The 21,848-nt window shown below is 51.9% G+C and carries 17 protein-coding genes; 3 read left to right on the top strand and 14 right to left on the bottom strand.

Annotated elements, in window-relative coordinates:
* Positions 1 to 77 precede the first annotated feature (77 nt).
* The gene (locus BLR44_RS26305; RefSeq protein ID WP_089688090.1) at positions 78 to 416 is read right to left on the bottom strand and encodes a hypothetical protein; all 339 of its coding nucleotides are present in this window, start codon (positions 414 to 416) and stop codon (positions 78 to 80) included.
* A gap of 536 nt (positions 417 to 952) precedes the next feature.
* Here BLR44_RS26305 and BLR44_RS26300 point away from each other — a divergent pair.
* Positions 953 to 2,230 carry a J domain-containing protein gene (locus BLR44_RS26300; RefSeq protein ID WP_089688088.1) on the top strand — a complete coding sequence of 426 codons (1,278 nt, stop codon included), beginning with the start codon at positions 953 to 955 and terminating at the stop codon, positions 2,228 to 2,230.
* A 3-nt stretch (positions 2,231 to 2,233) separates the two neighbouring features.
* Here BLR44_RS26300 and BLR44_RS26295 read toward each other — a convergent pair whose 3' ends face one another.
* The 9 genes from BLR44_RS26295 to BLR44_RS26250 form a co-directional block, all read right to left on the bottom strand.
* Positions 2,234 to 4,006 carry a hypothetical protein gene (locus BLR44_RS26295; RefSeq protein ID WP_089688085.1) on the bottom strand — a complete coding sequence of 591 codons (1,773 nt, stop codon included), beginning with the start codon at positions 4,004 to 4,006 and terminating at the stop codon, positions 2,234 to 2,236.
* 48 nt (positions 4,007 to 4,054) lie between these two features.
* Positions 4,055 to 4,702 (bottom strand): hypothetical protein, encoded by a 648-nt coding sequence (locus tag BLR44_RS26290; RefSeq protein ID WP_089688083.1) that lies wholly within the window; start codon positions 4,700 to 4,702, stop codon positions 4,055 to 4,057.
* Positions 4,703 to 5,547: 845 nt separating this feature from the next.
* A complete protein-coding gene (locus tag BLR44_RS26285) occupies positions 5,548 to 5,910 on the bottom strand; it encodes a hypothetical protein (RefSeq protein ID WP_143017486.1) in 363 nt (120 codons plus the stop codon).
* A 4-nt stretch (positions 5,911 to 5,914) separates the two neighbouring features.
* Positions 5,915 to 6,421 carry a hypothetical protein gene (locus BLR44_RS26280; protein ID WP_143017485.1) on the bottom strand — a complete coding sequence of 169 codons (507 nt, stop codon included), beginning with the start codon at positions 6,419 to 6,421 and terminating at the stop codon, positions 5,915 to 5,917.
* 530 nt (positions 6,422 to 6,951) lie between these two features.
* Entirely contained in the window at positions 6,952 to 7,269 is a 318-nt protein-coding gene (locus tag BLR44_RS26270; protein ID WP_089688074.1) for a hypothetical protein, read from the bottom strand.
* A gap of 851 nt (positions 7,270 to 8,120) precedes the next feature.
* A complete protein-coding gene (locus BLR44_RS26265) occupies positions 8,121 to 8,735 on the bottom strand; it encodes a hypothetical protein (RefSeq protein WP_143017484.1) in 615 nt (204 codons plus the stop codon).
* A gap of 96 nt (positions 8,736 to 8,831) precedes the next feature.
* Entirely contained in the window at positions 8,832 to 9,167 is a 336-nt protein-coding gene (locus BLR44_RS26260) for a hypothetical protein (RefSeq protein ID WP_089688071.1), read from the bottom strand.
* Between the two features lie 307 nt (positions 9,168 to 9,474).
* Positions 9,475 to 10,026 carry a dihydrofolate reductase family protein gene (locus BLR44_RS26255; protein WP_089688069.1) on the bottom strand — a complete coding sequence of 184 codons (552 nt, stop codon included), beginning with the start codon at positions 10,024 to 10,026 and terminating at the stop codon, positions 9,475 to 9,477.
* Positions 10,027 to 10,107: 81 nt separating this feature from the next.
* A complete protein-coding gene (locus BLR44_RS26250) occupies positions 10,108 to 10,653 on the bottom strand; it encodes an alpha/beta hydrolase (RefSeq protein ID WP_089688067.1) in 546 nt (181 codons plus the stop codon).
* A 1,064-nt stretch (positions 10,654 to 11,717) separates the two neighbouring features.
* Between BLR44_RS26250 and BLR44_RS26245 the strand changes: the two genes are divergently transcribed.
* A complete protein-coding gene (locus BLR44_RS26245) occupies positions 11,718 to 14,162 on the top strand; it encodes an ABC transporter permease (RefSeq protein ID WP_089688065.1) in 2,445 nt (814 codons plus the stop codon).
* A gap of 865 nt (positions 14,163 to 15,027) precedes the next feature.
* On the opposite strand, the gene BLR44_RS26240 is transcribed toward BLR44_RS26245, so the two are convergent.
* The 4 genes from BLR44_RS26240 to BLR44_RS26225 form a co-directional block, all read right to left on the bottom strand.
* Positions 15,028 to 17,412 (bottom strand): ABC transporter permease, encoded by a 2,385-nt coding sequence (locus BLR44_RS26240; RefSeq protein ID WP_089688063.1) that lies wholly within the window; start codon positions 17,410 to 17,412, stop codon positions 15,028 to 15,030.
* 897 nt (positions 17,413 to 18,309) lie between these two features.
* Positions 18,310 to 19,185, bottom strand: coding sequence for an alpha/beta fold hydrolase (locus BLR44_RS26235; RefSeq protein WP_089688062.1), 876 nt, complete (start codon positions 19,183 to 19,185; stop codon positions 18,310 to 18,312).
* 12 nt (positions 19,186 to 19,197) lie between these two features.
* Positions 19,198 to 19,755, bottom strand: a complete 558-nt coding sequence (locus BLR44_RS26230) for a TetR/AcrR family transcriptional regulator (RefSeq protein ID WP_089688059.1) — start codon at positions 19,753 to 19,755, stop codon at positions 19,198 to 19,200.
* A gap of 434 nt (positions 19,756 to 20,189) precedes the next feature.
* A complete protein-coding gene (locus tag BLR44_RS26225) occupies positions 20,190 to 20,606 on the bottom strand; it encodes a winged helix-turn-helix transcriptional regulator (RefSeq protein WP_089688057.1) in 417 nt (138 codons plus the stop codon).
* Positions 20,607 to 20,774: 168 nt separating this feature from the next.
* Here BLR44_RS26225 and BLR44_RS26220 point away from each other — a divergent pair, with 168 nt between their 5' ends.
* Entirely contained in the window at positions 20,775 to 21,650 is an 876-nt protein-coding gene (locus BLR44_RS26220; RefSeq protein ID WP_089688055.1) for an SDR family oxidoreductase, read from the top strand.
* Positions 21,651 to 21,848 lie beyond the last annotated feature (198 nt).

The following is a 21,848-nucleotide window of genomic DNA, read 5'->3' as shown; positions in this document are numbered from 1 at the left end:
AGATCCAAAATATTGTTAGAATGATCTCAAATTAACCGATTACGGATCTCTAGCATTTAGCGTGCGTGTAGGTTAGGTTACGCCGCTACTCCCACGTACTTCATTAGATTTACCGCCCTTTGTACTTCGGTGAAGTAGCGGTGGGTTAGCAGCATTCCTGTCGGCGTCAGGCGGGCCCAGCGTGCAGTCTTGGTATTCGGCCGATAGATTTCGATTAGCTTTTGTTCCTCCAGTACCTCGACACGTTGCAGCACATTGCGGTAATGGGCTAGGCCCGTCTTGGGGATGAGGTACAGCTTTACGCCATGTCCGCCCGCACCATAGAGCATAGATAGAATAGAGAAGTCCAGCGGACGTAAGGGGGTACCCTTGCCCAGTTCACGGGCGACTTTGGGAGAGACGACGGCCGACAACATGAGGGCAGTTTCGGCGGGCAGATCGGGGAGCGTGGGTTTGGTGGTTGGTATAGGTGGTGTGGATTTTCAATTTCGGGGGTACCCGGTCATGTCAGATCAATTCGGGGGCGGGATGGATGGCCCCCGGTGTTTAGACAGTTACTCCCCCGTGAGACGCGCACAGAATACTGAAAAATAGGTATTGACTGAAGGGACGCTGATCCTATATCTTTCCGCCTCCTCTGCACATTTGAATACAAAGCAGAAATATAGGGAGGCACATTAGTCACAAAACCTACCGGCGTTGAACAAACACCTGGTCTTTAAATGGTTTCTTTTACTGGCTTTTACATCTCTGGTCGCGTGCGAGGATGTAACCGACCAAACTACCGTCTATATCACTGCCACCGGTAGCAAGTATCACAAAGAGAACTGCCGGTACCTGCGGATGAGTAAAAGGGCGGTGTCTTTACCAAATGCAGCTAAGAGATATAGTCCTTGCAAGGTGTGTAAGCCACCTATTAGGTGATAGCATTTTTCAGTATGACCATTAGACAATGAAGGATTATTACTCCACACTGGGCATCTCACGCAACGCTAGTCAGCAAGAAATAAAGCAAGCATACAGAAAACTGGCCCTAAAAATTCATCCTGATCAAAATTTCAACGATCCCTTTTTCGAACATATGTTTAGGGAAGTGAAGGAGGCGTATGACGTTCTCATGGATGAATATAGTCGTGAGGCATATGATGAGGCGATCAATAAAAGGGGGGCTGTACGAGAAGAAAAGCGAGCACAAGAAAGCCGGGAACCTTCGCCCGAAGAACTTATTACTGTAATTATCTCTAATCTCAGACAGATGGGTAATGGGGTTCGGCATTTGCAAACAGCTAAGGTCAAGACGGAGGCTATAGCTGAGTATCTTTCGAGGGTACTGAATGATGATTTAATCGATTTATACTTATATGTTCCCTATCACCTGAATAGAGAGTTTGTCCTCAGCGTCCCCCCCTTATTAAGATTCTTGAATGCAAGGGAGAGAAATCATTATGTCGGCCAGCTTGTAAAAGTAGCTCGGGGCAATGATCTAATAGTGGAAATGCATCAGTGCTTGAAGGCTCAAATCTCTCTGCAAAAGAGAGCCGATGGATGGTATTGGACTAGAAATAATATGAGATATATCGCCGCTGCGCTTCTCATTTGCTTAATAGTAGGCTATAATATTTTCTCAAAGGAAGAAGAGTTTCCGAAAGTGAGAACAATGCCATATAAAACAGAGACCAGCCAAGTTTCGGCCAATAGCAACAAGGCCACCGAAATCGGCAATGCAGTTGAAAATAACAGTAATATGTATGTTGTCGATAAGCCGCTAGCAAGCAAATGGAAAAACAATCAATTGAATACTGGTGATTCTCCTTACGACAATTACTTTGGCAAAGGGATATATGACAAGAATTACTACAACCAAATAACCATCCAGAATGGGCAAGATGCTGATGTTGTTGTTTGCTTAACTAATTACAATTCTAATAAAACAATCAGGAATGAATACATAAGAGCCGGAGACTCATTTAAAATGACAAGTATACCCAACGGCACTTATTATATTAAAACGTTCTATGGCAATGATTGGAATCCAGATGCCTTAGTAATGGGTAGAATTACCGGCTTTTTTGATACCTCTCCCGGCTTCAGCCAATCGGCGCAATACGACGATCTCATAAGACTCCAGCAGACACAAGAGGGTTATTCCATATACGAAATTACATTGTATCCGGTAGTAGGGGGAAACATGGAATCGCAACCTATAACTGCCGGTGATTTCTTCAAATAATATCTAGTTGGGGTCAGCTTCCAGCGCCCACCCTCGCCTCTCAGCTTCCTTCCCCGCCTGCCGGATCGCCTCGCCGATGTTACGCCGGTCGTAGCGGTATGCCCTCACCTTCTCTTCCAGTTCCTTGACCACTTCAGCCTGTTCGGTGAGTTGGTCGGCAATCCGCTTGTTCCGCCGTTGCAGTAACTCATCCAACCGCCGTTTCTTGGTTGCCGTATCTCCTTTGCCGTTGCGGATCTCTACAGCCTCGGCTTTCGCCTGGTTGTTGATCGTTGAAATCTGCCGGTTGAATTGTTCGAAGCGGCTGACCAGATATTCAATGTCTCGCGTTGCCGTTTCTTGTAACTGCTTATCGCCGAATTCCTGCACCTTGATGAAGTTGTTTAGTATGGCCTGGCTTAAACTCCGCTCGCGTCCATAATAGTCCGGGTTGCCCTGGTAAGCATTGTACATGTCCTGCGCACTGGGGAAGAGCGGAATGTAGGAACGGGCAATGTAATTGACTGCATTCAACGCCTGTTCTTCCGTCGTAGCTCCGGAGGAGCGAAACCGATTGCCCTCCGGATCGCGGATGCTCTTGCCCCTGAAATCCTTGTCAAACGCCAGCGACACGAGCGGACCTAATAGCACGTCGGAGAATTCCGGCATCAGTGTTTCAATACCCGGCGTCTGCGTGTCTGTACTTTGGAGTTGGTACGGCATAAATTTGGTGAAGTCCTCTACGGCGCTGCCTGCGTCGCCTCGATCGTAGAGATAATACGGGCTTAAGAACCTGGCCACGTTCACCTCGCCCCATTTCGTCTGCCACAAGAGGGGTATTTCGTTGCCGACATAGGGCAATTCAACAGGGAGCTTAATTTTTGGAATGAACTTGCGGGCTTCTCGCTCTTTCTTGTTCTCCTCCGCCTCGCCTGATAGCTCGCTGGCCAGATCTGCCACCCCTCGCAGCAGCATCAAGAACATCATGGTCGAAAGCGGCCGGGTGGTGGTGGCGTTCTTAAGGATGCGGGCGAGGTCGGCCACGAACTTGACATAAGGGTTGCCCACGATGGGCGTTTTGCTGGCAAAGTCGTACGCCTTACCAACCGTTGCATAGTTTTGAAAGGCACGGTAAACAAGCTCTTTCGCCTTATCCGGCTTGTATCGATAATCGCGCGTCAGGGCGATGTAAGCCGATAATTTGGCTACATCGTCGCTGCCCTGATAAAGGTCAGCAATCGCTTTATCCGCCTTCTCGGCGGTGCTACGGAGCGTGTTCTTTGCTTCCTGGGTTTTGGTCAGCACATTACGCGCATGTCCGGACAAAGGCAACAGATCGGCCGTCACTACGTCGCTTTGCACGATACCCGATTTTACTAGTTCCATGTACTCGGTTCCCTGGCCGCGCACCTGGCGGATGGCTTCAGGAAGGTGGGAGGATAAGCTTAACGGATCAATACCGGCGAGAAATGCAAAGGCGTAGTTGCCGGTCGCGTTCCCTAGCTGCACTATCGGTGAAAATATTGTGTAATAGCGCTTGAGGAACTGCCGCAACTGCGTGCGGTCGTAGATCCGGAAGGCGTCGTAAAGCGTGTTCATTAACTCATTGCCGTAGAAAAAGCCTTTGAAATCTTCAGCAATGAAGTTGGGCGACCATTTGTTCGTAAGCGCCCCATAGATCGGGCGGTTGCCGGCTTTCAGTTGGGTATATCCTTTTCTTTCTGTGCGGCTGATCTTGATGTCGGGGTTGCGGGCAATCTGCTCTGCGTAGTCGGCAATGGCCTGGTTTTGCAGCATCTCCGTTATCCGCTTCGCCGTCAGATAGACCGGAAATCATCGTGCTTTTCACTCTCCCGCTTGCAGGGCTGACGCGGTGGCGGCATCTACTCCCGCTTTTACGCCCATCTCCACGCCCTTGCGAATTATGGCATTTTCAATCGGTTTGCTGGCCGTCTTACTCAGTCCACCGGTTACGGCACCAGCCGCTCCCTCTAGCCCTCCTGCGGCCGCTGAAACGTTCGAAGCCTTCAGGGCAATGTGCATCGCATCCGCCTGTTCCGGGGTCAGCCCCTGACTACGAGCCTGAAAAATAGGCTTGCCGGTAGCCTTCCCCTTGCCGGAGTGAATACCGCTACCGATAGCGGTATTCACTCCGGCAACAGGTCCACACGCAAACGTGGCGGCAGTCACGGCGCTGATGTCTCCCGCTACGCCACCAATCAAGTTGCAGATGCCTCGGCCGCTGGTCAGTCCGGTTTCTTCGTCAGCTTCTCCCCGCTCCTCCAGTCGCTGCGCTCGTCGCGTGTCGTGGTAATACTCCGCCTCGAAAAATCGAATGCGTTCTGCCTGCGGTAGGCTGGCAATGGTCAGCAATTCGGCATCCCGTCGGGCGTGTTGGGCCTGGTCCATGCCTTCCGCAATGCCACCGATAAAACCGATATCCTCGTTTCGGTAGGTGATGGGTACAACTTCCGATCCCGGTCGCTTGACCACGCGGCTTACCTGGGTAGCATCCCCTGCAACAGCGGCAGAAAATCGGATGATACATTAGCCGTTCCACTCGCTGACGAAGGCTCGGACGGCGGCGGCGAGGGATTGGTAGAACCTGTGGAAGATGGACCTTTTCTTTTAGACAATGCCCCATCAACTGACTGAAATCAGCCGAGGCGTCAGTCTGCTGATCCACCAAGTAACGGTGGATACTATGTTGGATTTGCTCGTTTGCATAAAACTTTTGCTCGAATTGCGAAAAATCTTGCGGCACATCCGTGGGACCGGATTCTAACAAATACGTATGAATCTTTTGCAAGCGCTTGGTGGGTGATGCGGGCATGAGAAAGAGAAGAGGAAATGCTACGGCGTAGTATCAGCAACACATTAATTGTATGTAATATAGATAAAAATGCAATATTTAACTACTTGAATGGGGGTGTGCGTTTCCCCTATTCGAGGCTGACTAGAAGTGTCTATGAGGGGCCAGTGATGCGAGCACTGGCCTTTTTTGTGGACGATAATCTGGAGAAAGACTACTATCTTTGAAGTTCACTGCCACCAGTTCTCGGATAGTTATTTATCCTCCCGTCAAAAAAACCAAGCCATCCGAAGAAAAGGCAATCTCCTAGCCAGCGTCTGCACAAACGCTGGTTTTTTTGTACCCTAAGATGAGAAAGCAGGTAGGTAAGAATCTGGTAATTAGCGCATTGTATGCCCAAACATTGCGAAGCAACTTGCGGGGCGTTTGTAATTGTATGTCTATGCAGCCGATTTTGGGAGGAATCGTCTGTGTTCTCTAAAGGGGCGTGTACCTGAACTGGTGGCACCCCCTTTCTTTTGCTTTTTTAAGAAAATAGAGGTATTTTGGGATTATACCGTCCTATGGGTATGACAGAAATATAAAAAGGGGGGTACTCTTTAGACGAGGGTACCCCTTTTTGTTTTGTTAGAAGCCAAACATCGGTTTTGGCCTTGAGGGCTTCCACCCGCCGCATCTTCCCATTGATGATGTGGAGTTGCTCGGGCGTCATTTTCCGCGTGCCGCCGTTGTCGAGGTAATGTTGAACATCGGAATTGAGTACATCGATGGCCGCGTGTTGCACCTGGTCTTCCCAAGGTGATTCACTTCGGTCGAGTTTGTACTTCAGCAGGTCGCTTAGTTCCTTATCAACAGCCGCTTTCTCGGCTTCGCGCTTCTTGGCCAGCATTAGGTTATACTGGTCCTGCAAGTGGTCTTGCTCCTGAAGGAGGTTCAAGGGGAGCGCCTGCGCCAGACAAAACAGCAGCAGCGCCCGAATTGTCGACGTCTAACGCGACGTGACCGGGGGTAGTAGGCATGTTTTTAGAGATAAGGGGGGTAATGGTCATTTCCTCCACGACCAACGGCGAATGCTGGTAACCATAAGACAGCGCCACATCAAGGAACCTCTCATAAAGGCTGTGCCGTGCCGGTTCCATCGTTTTCAACATTTGCCGCAGGGAGGGGACGGGGTAGTTCTCAATGGGACGCAATACAAGTAAAATATCGGTTACTCGCTCGTGGGTAAGTTGAAGGGTTACATCTTTTTGGGTTGGATCAACCTGGGTAAACTCCTCAACTGCTTCGTAGCGTGGCGCAAGGATTGAACCAGTTTGTCGCGCCGCAGATGCCAGTGACCAGGCGATAACATGCAGAGGGTAGAACTCCCCAACGGGCATGGAAATAGTGTAGGATTCCATGAATATTTCAATTTTTGACGGTAAACTGAATATAGTCTGCTGTATACCCACTTTTAGGTGTGCAGCGAAAATAGAGGGTTTTCAGGGCGGTTGCGCGAGGGGATTGCGAAGGACAGAAAGGTGCACCCTATACCACTAGATTACAAAAAACATGGATCAGTTCCTAGAAGATTGAGTGTTTTAAGCAAGTTTATTTTGGGGGAGGGTATCTACTTCCGTCCCCCTCCTACAGACTAGCAAAAGAAAGATTCGTAGCTGCCCAGCCGACCGGCCCCCCGTTAAAGAGGCATAGCCGCAAATCGTAGGTCTTAATCAGCCAGCGGCCTTGCATAGGGTCGGCGTGCTCTTTGAGGCACATCCACTCACCGTCACGCATCAACGTTTCCATCTGCCCCTTATCTCGGAACATAATACCATCCCGCTCAGGGTGCGTCACCTGCGATATGCCGATGACCTGCCACAGACTCTCCGCCCACCTCTTTTCCAGTCCCCCAACTAGGGGCGAGCCTTGGATTACTTCGGTCAGCTTCTTATATCGTCTCGCTCGCTGCGAGCATGGATAGATAAGGCTCGTTCCATTCGTCGCGCTTCCGCTCCCAGTCAGCCTTCTCTTCCAGATGCCGTCGCACTTCATCGCGGTAGTGTTTTACACCTCTCTCGATGTAGCACATCAAGCCGTCGAGCACGTTTTCGTTCATAGGATGTTGAGACTCCCACATTTTCAGCACCTGATGCTTCGTTTTTCGGTCAACCTCGGGCATCGTGGCCGCGACGATTTCCAGAGATTCCAGCAATTCAAGGGGGGAACTTGCAAGCATCGCATCGCCTGCAATCAGGATTCTCAGCACGGCATGTCAGGATCTGCCGGGCGGCTTTGGCCTCGGCTTCGGTGGCTAAGACTTCATCGGAAAAGGCTTCCAAGATATCGGAAAAGAGAAAGGTCACGCTTCAATCCCAATGGATTCGGGGCGGCTGCGATAACGCAGGTCGGTCGCTCACATAGTTTTGTCTAAGTGAATAGGGTTTTTGATGAGTAGCAAGAGATTTTTTAAGAAGTTTGCCAATAACCGGCAGGCTGGGACAGTTATAAATAAGGATGTATGTGGGAGGGCACCACTTTTTTGCTGGTTTTAGGTGCCCTTTCCTTCTTTCAGGTGGGTCTTAAAACAATTTTCTATTAAGGGTGCGAAGTCGGGCGGGTAAATCGCTATCCGCATTGGGATGCCACGTTGGCAGTTCATCCCCTTCTGGGGAGAGGTGCCATAAACAAGCCGATACGTTGCCGCGACAACTACGCCGACTCGGGCAAGCGTTGTCGGGTCCGTGGGGTAGTCGTTAGTTTTGGTAAATTCTAGGAGGGTCATAGGGGAGTGTGTGGCATTCGCTGAATACCGAGACAGGTAAGTGGAGTAAGCATAATCCGGGTGGACTAGAAAGGTACCGATTCCGGCGAAGCGGGCATAATAAAGAAGGCAGCATCTGTGCCTGATTCGGGTACGAGTTGGGCAGTTTACTCTGTCCGTGGATTAGCCCTCTTTATTTTAGAGAAAATTTCCTGATTCGAGGACATACTTTTTACCTCTGAAATGCGGATAAAATCGTCCCAAACTTCACTGAATCGCCATTTTTTGCCGATTGCGTAAAGCCATTTCCGTCCTATTTTTACACACTTTCGCACGTCTCGTGACCGTCCGAAACTTCAAAAAATGCGCAGTAGCGCCATAACTTTCCGCTTATCCATCCCCTCTACGCGGCGACTCACGGCGCGGTTCATATGCTTGCAGATTTCGTCGGTCGTAAGTGGCATAGAACCCAGTTGGGCGAGGGCGTCACTAATCCGCTTAATTCGGTCAGCATCCCTCCGACGGGGGGCGTCCAGCGCTTCGCGGTGCTCCTGTCCATAAAGCGTAGCTACTTCTAAAATCAAGTCGCCAAATTGGCGGGGGCTGGCATTCTCCCGCAGGATGGCCGGTATCTTTACCGGCTTGAAGGCCTTCTCCTGAAGCGTAAGGAAGCGCGCCGTCAGCGTGGCTACATCTCCGTGACAGAACGTGTTGCCGAACCTTTCGTGCCATCGCGAAACCTCTTCACTCATGCTCTCTCCCACAATCCAGCCTGTCGTCCGTATCCGGTTCTTCAGCTCCAGGTCCACGTGCTTCCAATAAACGGCCTGCATAGTCAGAGCGGCGTCCTTTTCCAGCAGCGCCAGAAAAAGGCTAGCAGCCCTTTTATTTCCACTCTTGGCCAGCTCGTCACCGGCCTGAATCGTCGCATCTTCTTCGATCTGTTCGACCTGCGGGGAAAGCAGTGTCACGTGCTTTTCCAGGCCCGACTGCCTAAAGAACAAATCCCCAGACTGTCTGCGCCGGTCATCGTCCGCCAGATGTTTTAGGATGGCCAGATGTCTACTTCATAGCGCTAGTTTCGTTCTACCCACTTGCAGAAGCGGGCGCTCACCTGTTTTCCAGATGTGGACGGGTAGGTTCTTCACCTTTCGGAAGCGAGCTGCAAATTGTAACGCCTCATCCGTGGTGAGGGTGTTGGCGTCGTCGATGATAACGACGGCCTGCATCTGGGAATAGACATTTACGCCTACATCCGCGACGCTGGTACAGAAAAACACATCCTTGCCTTTAGGCAGCGACTTGTGCTGCCTGAAGTGCAGGAAGTGGTTATAGACCGAATGCAGCACTTTTTCGCGCGCTTCTTCACGTTTCTTGTCCTCTAGATCCGTATCAATAGTCAACAGACGTTACGGAGAATGGACCGTCTGTGGAGACACCTGTTCAGGAGGTACGCTATCCGGGACTCTACCAAAACCAGGTGTGTCTATGGAGACTTAGTTACCAGAGACGAGTGCTTACCAGGATTGTGGCGGGTTCTTTTGGGTAATTGGTTTGAAAAGCAGCGGATCAGCGCCCAGTGCTGTTCTGGCCGCATGTTCCCCGACATTTCAGGTAGGGTTGGTGGTACGTTCATTCGATCACGTTGGCCACCTCGGCTGATCGCTAGGGTTGACCCGTGACCCGGTCATCGTGATCCGGTTCTTGTTTTTATTCGTTTTTCGGTTGATAATACAGAAGTAGGGCACCTCCCGTAAAGGTTTTATGGTTGACAAGGTTGAACATCATCCTGTCGTTTAGGTTTTCAAACAAGGGCAACCCGCTTCCGGCAACCACGGGATAAAGACAAAGCTGGAATTCATCAATCAACTCCAGTTGCAGGAGCTGTATAATCAAACTGCGACTACCCACAAAAATAGCCCTGCCTGGTTGCTGTTTGAGAGCCAACACTTCCTCGTGCAAGTCCTGTTGGGCCAGGGTTGCACTGGCCCAGTCTACCGTTTTCATCGTGCGGGAGAACACTCGTTTCTCAATCTTGTCGATCGCCCTGGCAACGTCATTCATGGATTTTTCTTCGGAAGGATTTGCCAACAGGGTTCGCCAAAATTCCATCAGTTGATACGTCGTCCTGCCATAGAGAATCATATCTCCCTGCGCCAGTAATTCGGTATAATGTTGATGGATTTCGGCATCGGGTAGTCCGGCCGTATGGTCACAAAACCCGTCAAGGGTCATATTGAGGGCGGCAATTAGTTTCCTCATCCTATTTTTTAGTTAGAAGTGTCTTCCCCAGGGGGCCCGCTCATCAGGCAAGCCCGTCATCAAAGACGTGGGGGTTTGTGCTCACACGGACTTGACATCGTGGGTCACGAGGGCTAGCGCGTGCTGAAACGGATGACCACCCTGGGCAAGTGCACGCACCGTGGCCTGGGGCAGCTTCTGGGCATAGATCGAGAGGTGTTCGAACGACACCTCTTCATCATCGCGACAGTGATAGAGAAAAATCGGCACCTGTTTCGGCAAGTGGTCGGGGAAATCTTCCTGCAGGGCAAGCCCCTGTTGCCACGCTTCCTCACCGGACCAAAAGGGAGTCGCCAGGAGAAAAAGGCCGGTTATCTTTTTGTGAAGGGGCCTTTCCGTAAGACACTTTAACAGCATGGAGGCCCCCAAGGAATGGCCGACGAGCCAGACGGGGTCAGGCATCGCCCTTATTTCTTTTTCAATTTGCTGAGGCCACCCGAAATCGGGCTGCGTTTCATCAGACGTCAAGCGTGGGTAATGGACCTGATAAGAGCCACCCAAAGCGGTCTGTAAAGACGCCACCAGGGTCGCATCAGCTTTGAATCCTTCTTCCCCTCCCCCTTGAATAAATAACACGTGCTTGCTCATGGTGCCTGTCGGTCGCGTGATGGAGCTCAAAACTAAAGCGCCGCCAGCAACGAAGACGGGGGTGAATCAGTCAAAGTAGCGTCGTTTTGCGACACGGCCTTACGCGCCAAGCACGTTGCTAGAACTCACTAGGCTTGCGACAAGCCTCATTTACACCATTATACATAACTAATTTTATTATGTAACAATACTCCGTGCAACTTTGCAGTGGTTACGACGCTGTGATTCTGAGAAAGTACTGCCTATGCTTTGCCAAAGGATCGCTCATCGGCCACCTTACCGCTTACTGAATCCCTTTGGCTAGTAAAGCCTCTCTACGCCTGGTGAGCAAAACACGGAATACAAACAAAGGTGGTGCGATGAATCCCTCAGGGAGATTGGCAGATGTGCCCATACACCAGGTAGCGTTATTTCGGTTGGCGTAAATTGTCAGGGTCAGGTAATCGGCCCGAGTCAGGCCGCAAAACGTCTGAAAGAAATCCCACCCCTTCTTTCTCCTATTCCTACGCAATCCAACAACGCCCCCGAAACCGGGTGGAGGAGAGCATTCAACTCCGGAAAGGCGACTACACCCCGGGGCACTTCACGTTGGGGACGCCGCCGCTTTGCCACCTTAAGTGTCCATAAACGGATAAGCCCTGTCCAACAACGGACATCCAACCGGAGGAGAATCAAGCGAAATGTCCCTGTGCCCCATTTTACGGAATTGGTAAAATGTTTGCTCATCGACAACGCCATGGGGAACAGGCAAGGTGAGGATTTCGTCTTGCCGGCCCTAGAGACTTTGATTTGAAACATCAACCACCCATCTCCACCACGGATAGCACAGATGATGTCTGCCTTTGCTTCTACTTTTCAACGGCTCTCCTATCCCCAGGAGGGTTACGTTAGCGATCCGCTTATTGCTACCTGCCCTACCCTGGGGATAGAAGCAAAAGGCGAGAGGCGCGTAAGACGCTACAAGCCTTTTATACAGCGAACCTAATCCAGCAAAGACAACTCCGGCGTAGTGCTCTAGTCCATGCGCTTTCTTTTCTCAACACCCCTACAACTTTTCATTTCTTATGCTCAAGAATTACCTCAAAATCGCCTACCGGAGTCTTCTTCATCAGAAAGTCTATGCCGGCATCAACCTCCTGGGCCTGGCCATCGGCATGGCCTGCTGCCTGCTCATTTTTCAGTATGTGACCTTTGAAAAGAGCTTCGATACGTTTCATCAGCATGAGTCCACGCTCTACCGGATTCTACAGGGGTATGCTAGAAACGGGGAAGCGCTCGATTTTTCCGGCGCTTACACGGCACAGGCGTTAGCCCCGGCCCTGAAAGAAGAGGTGCCTGAGCTGGTAGCCGTCACACGGCTGCACGCCGACAGGGTCATGGTTGCCAACGCGGCCCAGCCCAACCAGGTGTTCGAGGAAGATGAAGTGCTGTATGCCGATCCCGATTTCTTACAGATGTTCTCTTTTCCACTCCTGACCGGCGATAAGAAGCACGCGCTGGAGCCGGGGACCGCGCTGCTTTCCAGGCAAGCGGCGCAGAAGTACTTTGGCCAAGTCAACCCCCTAGGCGAAGTGTTGGAGGTAACCGGGCAGGTCTCGCAGGCTTATCGGGTGGTGGGTGTTTTCGAAGACGTACCGCTTCACTCCCATCTTCAGTTTGAGCTGTTGCTCTCCATACAGGATCTGCTCAACGGGGAAGACTACCGAAATGAGCCGGAAGGAGGGTGGAGCTGGAATAACTTCAGTACGTATGTACAGCTTCAGCCGTCTGCGGAGGCGGTCCTTACCGAGCAAAAGATGACAGAGGTTTACTTGAACGTACGTAGTGACCTACTGCAGCAGCAGGGCTTCACGGCGGCCCTTCACCTACAGCCCCTGCAGGATATTCATCTCAATGCCGCCGTCACGGGGCCAAGCGACGAAGTGATCGGGGATTCCCGCACGGTTTATTTCTTTACCATCATCGGTCTCATCACCCTGTGCATTGCCTTGGTCAACTACATCAACTTGGCTACGGCCAGAGCACTTAATCGGGCCCGGGAGGTGGGCGTCCGCAAAGTGATCGGTGCGCAACGCGGACAGTTGATGGTGCAGTTTCTGTGTGAGTCGGCCCTGACCAATCTGACCGCTGCCGTGCTGGCGGTCACGCTGGCGGCCTGGCTCACCCCGCTGGTCAACCAACTTGCCCAAACCCAGCTCTCTTCTTCCCTCTGGATGAGCTCGGGCTTTTGGCCGGCGTTGCTCCTCACCCTCCTGATCGGGACCGTGCTGGCGGGGCTCTATCCCGCGTTTGTGCTCTCCTCTTTTAAACCCACCGCCGTGCTGAAAGGAAACGTGGGCTCCTTCTCCTCCCCGTTTTGGCTTCGTCGGGGGCTGGTCGTCCTCCAGTTCACAGCCTCCATTGTGCTGGTGGTCGGCACGGTAATCATTTATCACCAACTCCGCTACATGCGGAGCCTGGCCCTGGGGCTCAATCTGGAGCAGGTGCTCACCGTCGAAGGGCCGCGTATCCTTCCGGAAGGCACCGATCGAGCCACCGCCACGGCGACCTTTTTACAGCAACTCAGAAGCTTGCCGGCCGTCACGCAGGCCGCTGCCTCCTCGACGCTGCCCGGACAAGGCTTCAACTGGAACGGGGCCGCCATTCGGAAAGTCACGCAGGATCCGGCTCAGGCTATTCGTGGGGTCGCCACCTACATCGATACCAGCTTCGCCCGGCTCTATAAATTAACCTTGGTGGCGGGCCAGGGATTTGAAGACATCACTTTATCCGAGGCAGAAGATGCGCCCTGGACCGTCATGACCAACGAAAAAACAGTACAATCACTTGGGTTTGCCTCGCCAGAGGACGCCGTCGGTCAGGTGCTGGATATCGGAGGGTATACCGCGCAGATTATCGGGGTGTACCAGGACTTTCGCTGGTCCTCGGCTCACGGCGAGCAGCAAAACATTGTGTTTGGCCCGACCCGCCAGGGGAACCACCTTTCCCTGCGGGTCACCACCCAAGACCTGCCCGAGACGATCCGCCAAATCGAGTCCGTCTATCACCAACTATTTCCCCGCAACGTGTTTCATTATCAGTTTGTGGACGAAGCGTTTGATCAGCAGTACACCAACGATGTGCGCTTTGCCCGGCTGTTCAGTGTCTTTGCCGGCCTGGCGATTTTTATCGCCTGTCTGGGCTTGTTTGGGTTGGTGGCTTTCACCTCGCAACAACGAAAAAAAGAGATTGGGATCCGCAAGATCTTAAGTGCCTCGGTAGAGCATGTGGTGGCCCTGCTAAGCAAGGATTTTATCCTGTTAGTGTTCATCGGGTTTATCGTAGCCATTCCCATCGCCTGGTATAGCATGCAACTCTGGTTGGATAACTTCGTGTATCGCATCCAAATGGGAGTGGAAGTATTTCTACTGGCGGGCGCCGGCGCCGGCCTGATAGCATTGGCTACGGTGAGCTGGCAAGCGGTGAAAGCAGCCCTTGCTAATCCCGTAGATAGTCTACGGGAGGAATAAGGCGTTTGTCTCCGGGTCATGCTCCTATTCCACTGAGGCTTTAGGTAGTCACTTCGCGATAGAGCGAAGTGGCCACTCCACCAGGCTACAAATACTTCTCTTCTGGTGTACGCCATCCTACCCCTGAGCAATCAAGGGAAAAAGGAAACCCGAAATCAATAAATCGAGTCAATCCCGATGCTTAAAAATTACTTCAAAACTGCCTACCGTACGCTGTCCAAGCAAAAATTCTTCACGGTATTGAACGTCATGGGCCCGGCCCTGGGCATGTCGCTCAGTTGACTGTTTTCTGTTCACACCTCTGCTGGCCGACCTCCAGCAGTACAGCCTAGCGATCGGTTTCATCGGAATCATCGTTAGTCTGATGCATCTGCTGTTTTTAGGGCTTACGACCGTTTTGTCACTAACCCTGAAAGCGGCCCCTGCGAATCCAATAGATCATTCAAGAACTGAGTGAAGATCGCCCAGGCAGAAGGGTGGCAGGATGGACACTACCCGTTTAGTCTGCACAGAGGAAAGCCCGGTTTACCGTTTATAGGGTGACGGCCAGGGTAGTGAAAAGAATGAGATACCCTAATCCACGCTCCTGTGCCATATTTCTTAATACCACAGAATCTTCTCTCCACGTTCACGACCCTTCCTGTCTGGGGTAACGTGAGTCTCTTTTAGCAAGCCTGTAAGTCATGATGCGCAGTTCAGCGGCTTTTCCAGGCTTCGATCGGTTCAACGTACCAAGCATTCAGGATGTCTTTTGGCGGTTATAAAGAGTAGAGACGTTCTTACACGTAAAAACATCATCGTCCGCCTGGAAATTACCCGGCCTTTGTCTGAAATTAGTACGCACGCGCGGTGGCGGTTCCCGGGCTCACTCCACCTTAAGATGATCCACCGGGTTTGTGTTGGCCGCCTTCCAGGTTTGTGAGAAGATGGTGGCCAGCCCAAGCGTTAACACCACCGCCAGGCTGATGACGACTTCAAAGACGCCAATGGGGGCACTATAATACTGTTCCTCCTGCAGCATCCACGTCATAAAAAAGTAGACGCTTGGTAGGGTGAGGATTGCGGCGATGGACAGCAGGAGTATAAAGTCTTTGGAGAGCAGGAACACCAGGCTTGGGGAAGAAGCCCCCATCACCTTCCGGATGCTCACTTCTTTGACCCGATTTTTCACCGTGAACACCACCGTGCCCAACAACCCCAGGCACGCGATGGTGATGGCCAACAGTCCCATGAATCCCCATATCTCCACAATGCGGTTGTAAAACGAATAGGCCTCGCGGAGCTGGTCGACCAGGAATTCGGCTTTCAACGTGTCGCCGTTCCCGACCACTTGCCAGGCTGCTTCCATTTCTAAAAAAGCTTGGCGTTCGTTGGTAGCGTGAAAGTGAAAATTTGCGTAGTGAAACTTCTCAGGCGCATACTCGAAGAAGAAGTTTTCGATGGGTGATTGCAGGCTGGCGTAGTGGAAATCTTTTACAATCCCCACCACGTGCACTTCGCGTTGATCGGCCAGGAGGATCACCTCACCGAGGGCCCCGGAAGCGTTCTTCGGGCTCAGATGTTTGGCAAAGGCTTCATTGATGATGATGAGATGTGCGTTTTCGCCGGCGTCGTGGGTGAAGTTCCTGCCCAGCACCAGCTGCAGGCCCAGGTTGGTGATAAAGTGTTCATCGATGGCCATCCGCCTCGCGGCGATGGAATCTGCCTGGGCCACCCGCTTCACGTACACCCCCGGTACGTTTCCGACGCCAAGGGGGTGCGATGACATCGAGATCAGCGGAACGAAAGAAAGCTTTCCAAATTCATCTTTGACGAGTTGTGGATCCGCCTGCTGAAGATCTACGTTGAGGATTTTTTCCTGGTCGAACCCGAAATCATACGCGATGGCGTGCCGATGCTGTTGCACCATCACCACCACGGCCATGATAAAACCCAGCGACAGGATGAATTGGGAGGTGATCACGAGGTGGCGCAGCGAAAACCAGCCGCCCGTTTTTGTGTGCGGCGCTTTCCCTTTCAGCGCCAGGGTGGAGCCCATTTTTGAAAAATGGAGCGCAGGAACCATACCCGCAGCCAGGCCCACCAGGAGGGCGAAGACGACGAAACCGGCAAACGTGCCCAGGGTAGGATTCAGATCGACCCACTCATACGAGTCGGTAAGCGCCAGCGCTTCGTTGCGGATGAGCTCGAAGAAACCATACGAGAGGCTCACGGCCAGCAGCATCATGAGGGTGCTTTCCAGCACAAACTGCAGAAAGATCTGCTTCTTCTGGGCGCCCATCACCTTACGCACCCCGATCTCTTTCATCCGTTGGAGGGACTGGGAGATGGCCAGGCTCACGTAATTGCTGCAGGCTGCCAGGAGGATGATCATCGGTAGAATTCCCAGGAGCGCCATTTCCTGGTAACTCCATTCGTTGCCCATGTCATTGTCGAGCTCAGGCCCGGGCACAATCTGATCGAGCCGCTGAAGTTCAAACGAAGCCTGGAACGCCGGGGTCGGGTATTTTTCTTTGGCCACGCGGTTGAGGAACGCTTCCACGGCCGAGGGATTCGCCTGGTCCGCGAGTTGCACATACGCGTAGGAGTTGTAGAAGTGATTCCAGTTTTTTTCGTCGTCGGTAAATGACGCGCCATGATGCGAGGTGAGCGTAGCGAAGGAAACCAACACCTCGGTCTTCAGGTGCGAGTTTTTGGGCAGGTCTTTCGCGACACCGGTGACCATCACTTCCCCAAAGGGCTCGATGAAGACCAGTTCGCCCATCGGGTCCGTTTCCCCAAAGATGCGGGCCGCTGCCGCCTGACTCACCACCATCGTACGAGGCTTGGCCAGCGCCGTGGCGGGGTTTCCCCGCAGCAGGGGAAAGGTAAACATCGAAAGATACGCTGGATCCACAAAGTATCCTCTGACAGGAATGGCTCTATCCCCATAATGAACCTCACGAGGAAGCGATTGATGAATACGAACCACTTGTTCCACCCCGGTGACATTGCCTTTCAGAAGCTCGGCAGTACCGATCGGCACAGAGGCGAACGAGGGGTTCTCGTCCTGATCCCGCACGTGCGTGATGACCCGGTAGAGGTGCTCTGCGTTCGAATGGAAGTTCTCGAATTGGAAGAGGAACACCATCATGGCCACGTAGAGGAGACTGATCGACATGGCCAGGGCCAGCGCAACAACGTTTAGGGTCGTGAAAAATCTATTTTTTCGCAGGTTACGCGCCGCGGTCTTGAAGTAATTTTTGAACATAGCGGGAGTGAATGAAGTGGCTGAACAATAAGGAGACGCAGCGTCTTCAATTTTTCTGCCCAACGCGTGAAGGCTTATCCAGGCGAGCGTACAGCAGAAAGTAATGCTTCTGCCCTCACGTGAGGGGTTCCTACGGGGTTCCTACAACGTCTACACGGTCCGGAAAAGCTGCCGCCAGGGCGAGGCGAGAACCTGGTGCTACTTGCTTGACCCGATAGGCAGAACGTAGCCGTGAATGAGCACGGGTAGTCGCAAGAATTCTTTCATGGTGCGTCTCTTTGTCCATCCCTGGCTTCTAGCGCTAAGAAACGTAGAGAGTGGGTAGAGAGCAAAGGAAAAGTGTTGAACGGCTCCTGCGCATGCTCAAGGCAGAGTGCCCCTAAAAAGGAGGCGAAAGGGACCAGCATCTGACGTTTCGGGAGATGCGGGCGAGGAGCAAACTGGCCACGGCCGGGGCTGCGCGTATTTTCCCTGCATCAGGTGTTTCTTTCGTTCGTTGATGGCCGGCATTGCCACGCCCGACGGGTGCCTAGATGAGGCCTATACCGAGATCTTCGACGGGGTGGCCCGGCCATACATCGAATGCTATTACAACCGCAAAAGGAAGGTTCGGCTCTGGCCTATCGGGGCCCGAGTGCATTTGAAACCATACATTACCAAAGCGGATTGACAACTTAGCACTACTCCTGTCCCGCTAAACCGAACCACATCAAGAACTTGGGTATGCTTGATAGCACATTCATCGCGAGGTCCTCTTGTAAACAGGGTTCCGTTCGCAATGTGCGGGCTGCTCCTTTAGCCGAAACAGCATCTGTTGGGGTAGCAAATCAAATGCATCACGCTTTTCCGCCAGGGTGCGGCTGGATATCCCATATAGGTAGAGTGGGTTACTTAGGCTTAATTCAAGAAATCTGAGATCGCCTGTGCAATTTGCTCGGGTTTCTCCTCAGGAAGAAAATGCCCGGCTCCCTTTACTTCCATCATTTTATACTCAAAAAAATTATGAGACAGAAAATTATTCAGAATTTCAACATTAGCGGATGATACAATTCCTATAGTTGAATTCTTAATTTTTGAATAGGTCTTCTGATCTACAATATCCTGACCAAAAGCCTGGTACCAAGCGCAGGATGCCCGTATGTTTTCTGGGTGGTTATAGTGTTGACAATATACAGCGCGGTCAAACTCACTGATGGCTTCTTTATTAACAAGTAACGTATCCAAAAGATGATCCAACAACCATCCAAAACGTCCTTCCAGCAGCTGGGCAGGCAGGTCTCTCACCTGATTAAACGCTACCCACCAGGGGTATACTGGCATGCCTACAGGTAGCATCGGAAGCCGGTACATACTTTCATCGGGCGGGGGAGTATCCAAAAGGATGAGTTTGTTGACGGTTTCCGGATAATTAGCCGCAAAAGCGTAAGCGACATTGGCGCCAATATCATGTCCGGCTATATGTACCCTATCATATCCTAACGCTACGACCAGCTCTCGAATGTCACGGGCCATATTCTTTTTGGAGTATCCTGCTACCGGCTTAGCACTATCTCCCATGCCGCGCAGATCCACTGCGATTACGGTATACTGTTTAGCCAGAGCCGGCATGATATGGCGGAAAGACCACCAGGTCTGAGGCCAGCCGGGCAATAATAGGAATGGTTCTCCGCTTCCCCCTTTGACATAGTGAAGATGTACATCCTTCACTTGTTGAAGACGACTGGAGAAACCCGGCATTTTTCTAATGAGGCTTTCTGTTGAATATTGATTCATAGTGCGTTGGCTTTATTCCTTTAATCCGATGGCTCCTTTAAAAGAAATCCAGGCGAACTTCTTACTATCATTTCTGGCAACATCTCCCGCTTCTACGGCAAGGATTGACGTTTCAATGATGGATCCGAACAAATTGAAAATCCAGGGAATCGTCAACTCATCGTTCATACGTTTTTCCTCTTGAAGTCCCTTGATAATTTTTAACCAGTTCGATTTGACGTTATCGAATTCAAATTCCTTTTGACGATCTACCTCTGAAAAGTTGATGCGCTCATAGATCCTTTTGATAAAAGCGTAATTAGCTCCTTGCTCAATGGCAGCAAACAGCATATTCCTTACCTTATTGATCGGGTCCTTATCGCTTTCGTAGGCCTCATGCATCGCCTTATTACAGCGAGTGAGCATCTCGTTCTTACAGGATTCGAGTAAGTCTTGGCGATTTTCAAAATAACGATGCAGCGTTCTACGAGAAACACCGGCTTCTTCAGCCACCTTCTCCAACGTTTCCGATTCATGGCTGCGAAAGCATTTCACTGCCGCCGCTATAATTTTAGTTTTGGTATCTACCATGACACAAATGTATGCAATATGTCGCAACTATGTGACAAGCTTAATAATAAGATAATAAGCCGATCCCCCGATACCCTGACGAGATTCAGGATTACCATAAGAAGGCCTACAGCAATGGATAAAGAGAGCTGCTCCAAAGGACTTTCAGGCTTGCTGGGTATTGATGGAAATACCCCGTCTTGTGGCCCAAGACCAGGATGCCTTCGGGGTGAGTATGCATTGGAAGTCCTACTTCGTATGAACCCGAAGTGAGCGGTCAAAAGCGCACGTGTCGTCACCTTCCTCGGCCCCCTTTGCTTCCTGGGTTAGACTGCCCGTTAGTTTGTGAGCACCCTTTCTTGCCCAGGTCTTGCCCGCAGTGTCCTTGCTGCAGAAAGTCTTTATAGACAATCGATAGGCTTTTTTGCCTGCCGATTACATATATCGCTTTGTGTTTACGCCAGAGCCTTTTCGCGGGCGAGCCGTTGGTACTTCTCAACGGCAGCGTCTTTCCCCGTCCGGAGTTCAGCCAGCAAGTCAGGGTCTACGATGGTGGGAGCATGTTTGGCTCCCCATAAGATAAGCTCTACCAGGATGGGGACGATATCCACGCCTTTTTCCGTCAGACGGTAGGTAAATTTTGATTTCTTATCGTCAGCCACGGCCTTGGATAGGATCCCCTGTGCCTCAAGGCCCGCTAGGCGGTCAGCTAGAATGTTGGTCGCTATTTTTTCGGGGGACCGCAGGAATTGCCCATAGGTAGACTTGCCAGCCCACACGATATCCCGCAAAATCAGGAGGGTCCATTTGTCCCCTAGCACATCGAGCGACGTACTGATAGGACAAGTAGAACGCTGTTTTAGCTCTTTCATAAAAAAGTTTGTTTTTAACTTGCTTTTTGCAAGTTAATTGCCTCATCTTTGTACTTGCAAATCGCAAGCAAATGTACGCGGATTTTGCCACTGCTGCTAGAGCGGGCGCTTCCGGCTCGAACCAGAAGGGCTCCTGTTAGCTGTTTACCAACACCTTTTCTTCTTCATATGATTTTAGTAACTGGAGCTACCGGTGGCTTAGGCCACGAAACCATTGATTACTTGCTCACAACCACCCCGGCCGCGGAAATTGCCGCCCTGGTGCGCGACGTAAGCAAAGCCACAGATCTGGTGCAGCGTGGCGTAGACGTCCGGCCAGCCGACTACTTCGACTATCCCGCGCTGGTGCAGGCCTGCCGGGGTGTCGAAAAGGTGCTGCTGGTTTCTGCCGTAGCGTTTACCGACCGGGTGCAACAGCACCGCAACGTGATCGACGCCGCGAAGGAAGCCGGGGTCAAGCACCTGTTTTATACTAGCATCCAGCGCAGTAGTTCCGATTTTATGATGCCGGAGGTCACAGAAAGCGACCTGGCCACCGAAGCGTACCTCAAAGCGTCCGGGCTGGTCTACACCATTCTTAAAAACGGTTACTACTTTGAAGGTCTTGGCTACCTGATTGGCACCAAGGTGCCGGACACAGAGATACGCTTCACGGCGGGAGAAGGCAAGATCGCCTTCGTGAAGCGGACGGAGCTGGCCGCTGCCACGGCGGCATTGCTGACCAGTGAAGGGCATGACCACCAGGAGTATACTCTGTCCGGGAGCGAAGCCTATTCGTTTTACGACATCGCCCGGGAACTCTCCGCATTAGCGGGCCGGCCCATCGCTTATCAACGCAGCGAACTGGCGCCCTACATCGCCCAGCAAGTAGCCGCCGGCATTCCCGAAACCATCGCCACCTTCTTGGCCCAGTGGGGTACCGCCGCCGAGCACGGGATGCTGGCGGGCACGCACAATACCGTCGAGCGGCTGCTGGGCCGCAAGCCAACTTCGCTGCGGGAGTATCTGAAAACGACGTATTTCTCAGGTATTGACCGCTCGTAGCGGCAGCCAATACCTGGTAGCCCAAGCCGGGCCAGGCTAGCGACTTTCCTACACGGACTCACATGTTTGATTCCAGCCTTGCCGTCTTTGGCTGTCTCCCGCTTTCTAGCGAGATCGCGCCTGCCTCTATGCCTACTATGACCATCGGCTTGATCGGGCGGGACTACGTCGGCCAAAGGTAAATTCCTGGTATTTCTC

Source organism: Catalinimonas alkaloidigena (genome assembly GCF_900100765.1).
GTDB classification, from domain to species: Bacteria; Bacteroidota; Bacteroidia; order Cytophagales; family Flexibacteraceae; genus Mooreia; species Mooreia alkaloidigena.
The sequence above is the reverse complement of the archived record's forward strand: the minus strand, read 5'-3'. Positions and strand labels throughout refer to the sequence as shown.

Bases quoted from the DNA above. Each gene is read 5' to 3' on its own strand.
- BLR44_RS26305 (WP_089688090.1), bottom strand. From the start codon at position 416: ATGTTGTCGGCCGTCGTCTCTCCCAAAGTCGCCCGTGAACTGGGCAAG.
- BLR44_RS26300 (WP_089688088.1), top strand. From the start codon at position 953: ATGAAGGATTATTACTCCACACTGGGCATCTCACGCAACGCTAGTCAG.
- BLR44_RS26295 (WP_089688085.1), bottom strand. From the start codon at position 4,006: ATGCTGCAAAACCAGGCCATTGCCGACTACGCAGAGCAGATTGCCCGC.
- BLR44_RS26285 (WP_143017486.1), bottom strand. From the start codon at position 5,910: ATGCTGGCCAAGAAGCGCGAAGCCGAGAAAGCGGCTGTTGATAAGGAA.
- BLR44_RS26280 (WP_143017485.1), bottom strand. From the start codon at position 6,421: ATGGAATCCTACACTATTTCCATGCCCGTTGGGGAGTTCTACCCTCTG.
- BLR44_RS26255 (WP_089688069.1), bottom strand. From the start codon at position 10,026: ATGAGGAAACTAATTGCCGCCCTCAATATGACCCTTGACGGGTTTTGT.
- BLR44_RS26250 (WP_089688067.1), bottom strand. From the start codon at position 10,653: ATGAGCAAGCACGTGTTATTTATTCAAGGGGGAGGGGAAGAAGGATTC.
- BLR44_RS26245 (WP_089688065.1), top strand. From the start codon at position 11,718: ATGCTCAAGAATTACCTCAAAATCGCCTACCGGAGTCTTCTTCATCAG.
- BLR44_RS26240 (WP_089688063.1), bottom strand. From the start codon at position 17,412: ATGTTCAAAAATTACTTCAAGACCGCGGCGCGTAACCTGCGAAAAAAT.
- BLR44_RS26235 (WP_089688062.1), bottom strand. From the start codon at position 19,185: ATGAATCAATATTCAACAGAAAGCCTCATTAGAAAAATGCCGGGTTTC.
- BLR44_RS26230 (WP_089688059.1), bottom strand. From the start codon at position 19,755: ATGGTAGATACCAAAACTAAAATTATAGCGGCGGCAGTGAAATGCTTT.
- BLR44_RS26225 (WP_089688057.1), bottom strand. From the start codon at position 20,606: ATGAAAGAGCTAAAACAGCGTTCTACTTGTCCTATCAGTACGTCGCTC.
- BLR44_RS26220 (WP_089688055.1), top strand. From the start codon at position 20,775: ATGATTTTAGTAACTGGAGCTACCGGTGGCTTAGGCCACGAAACCATT.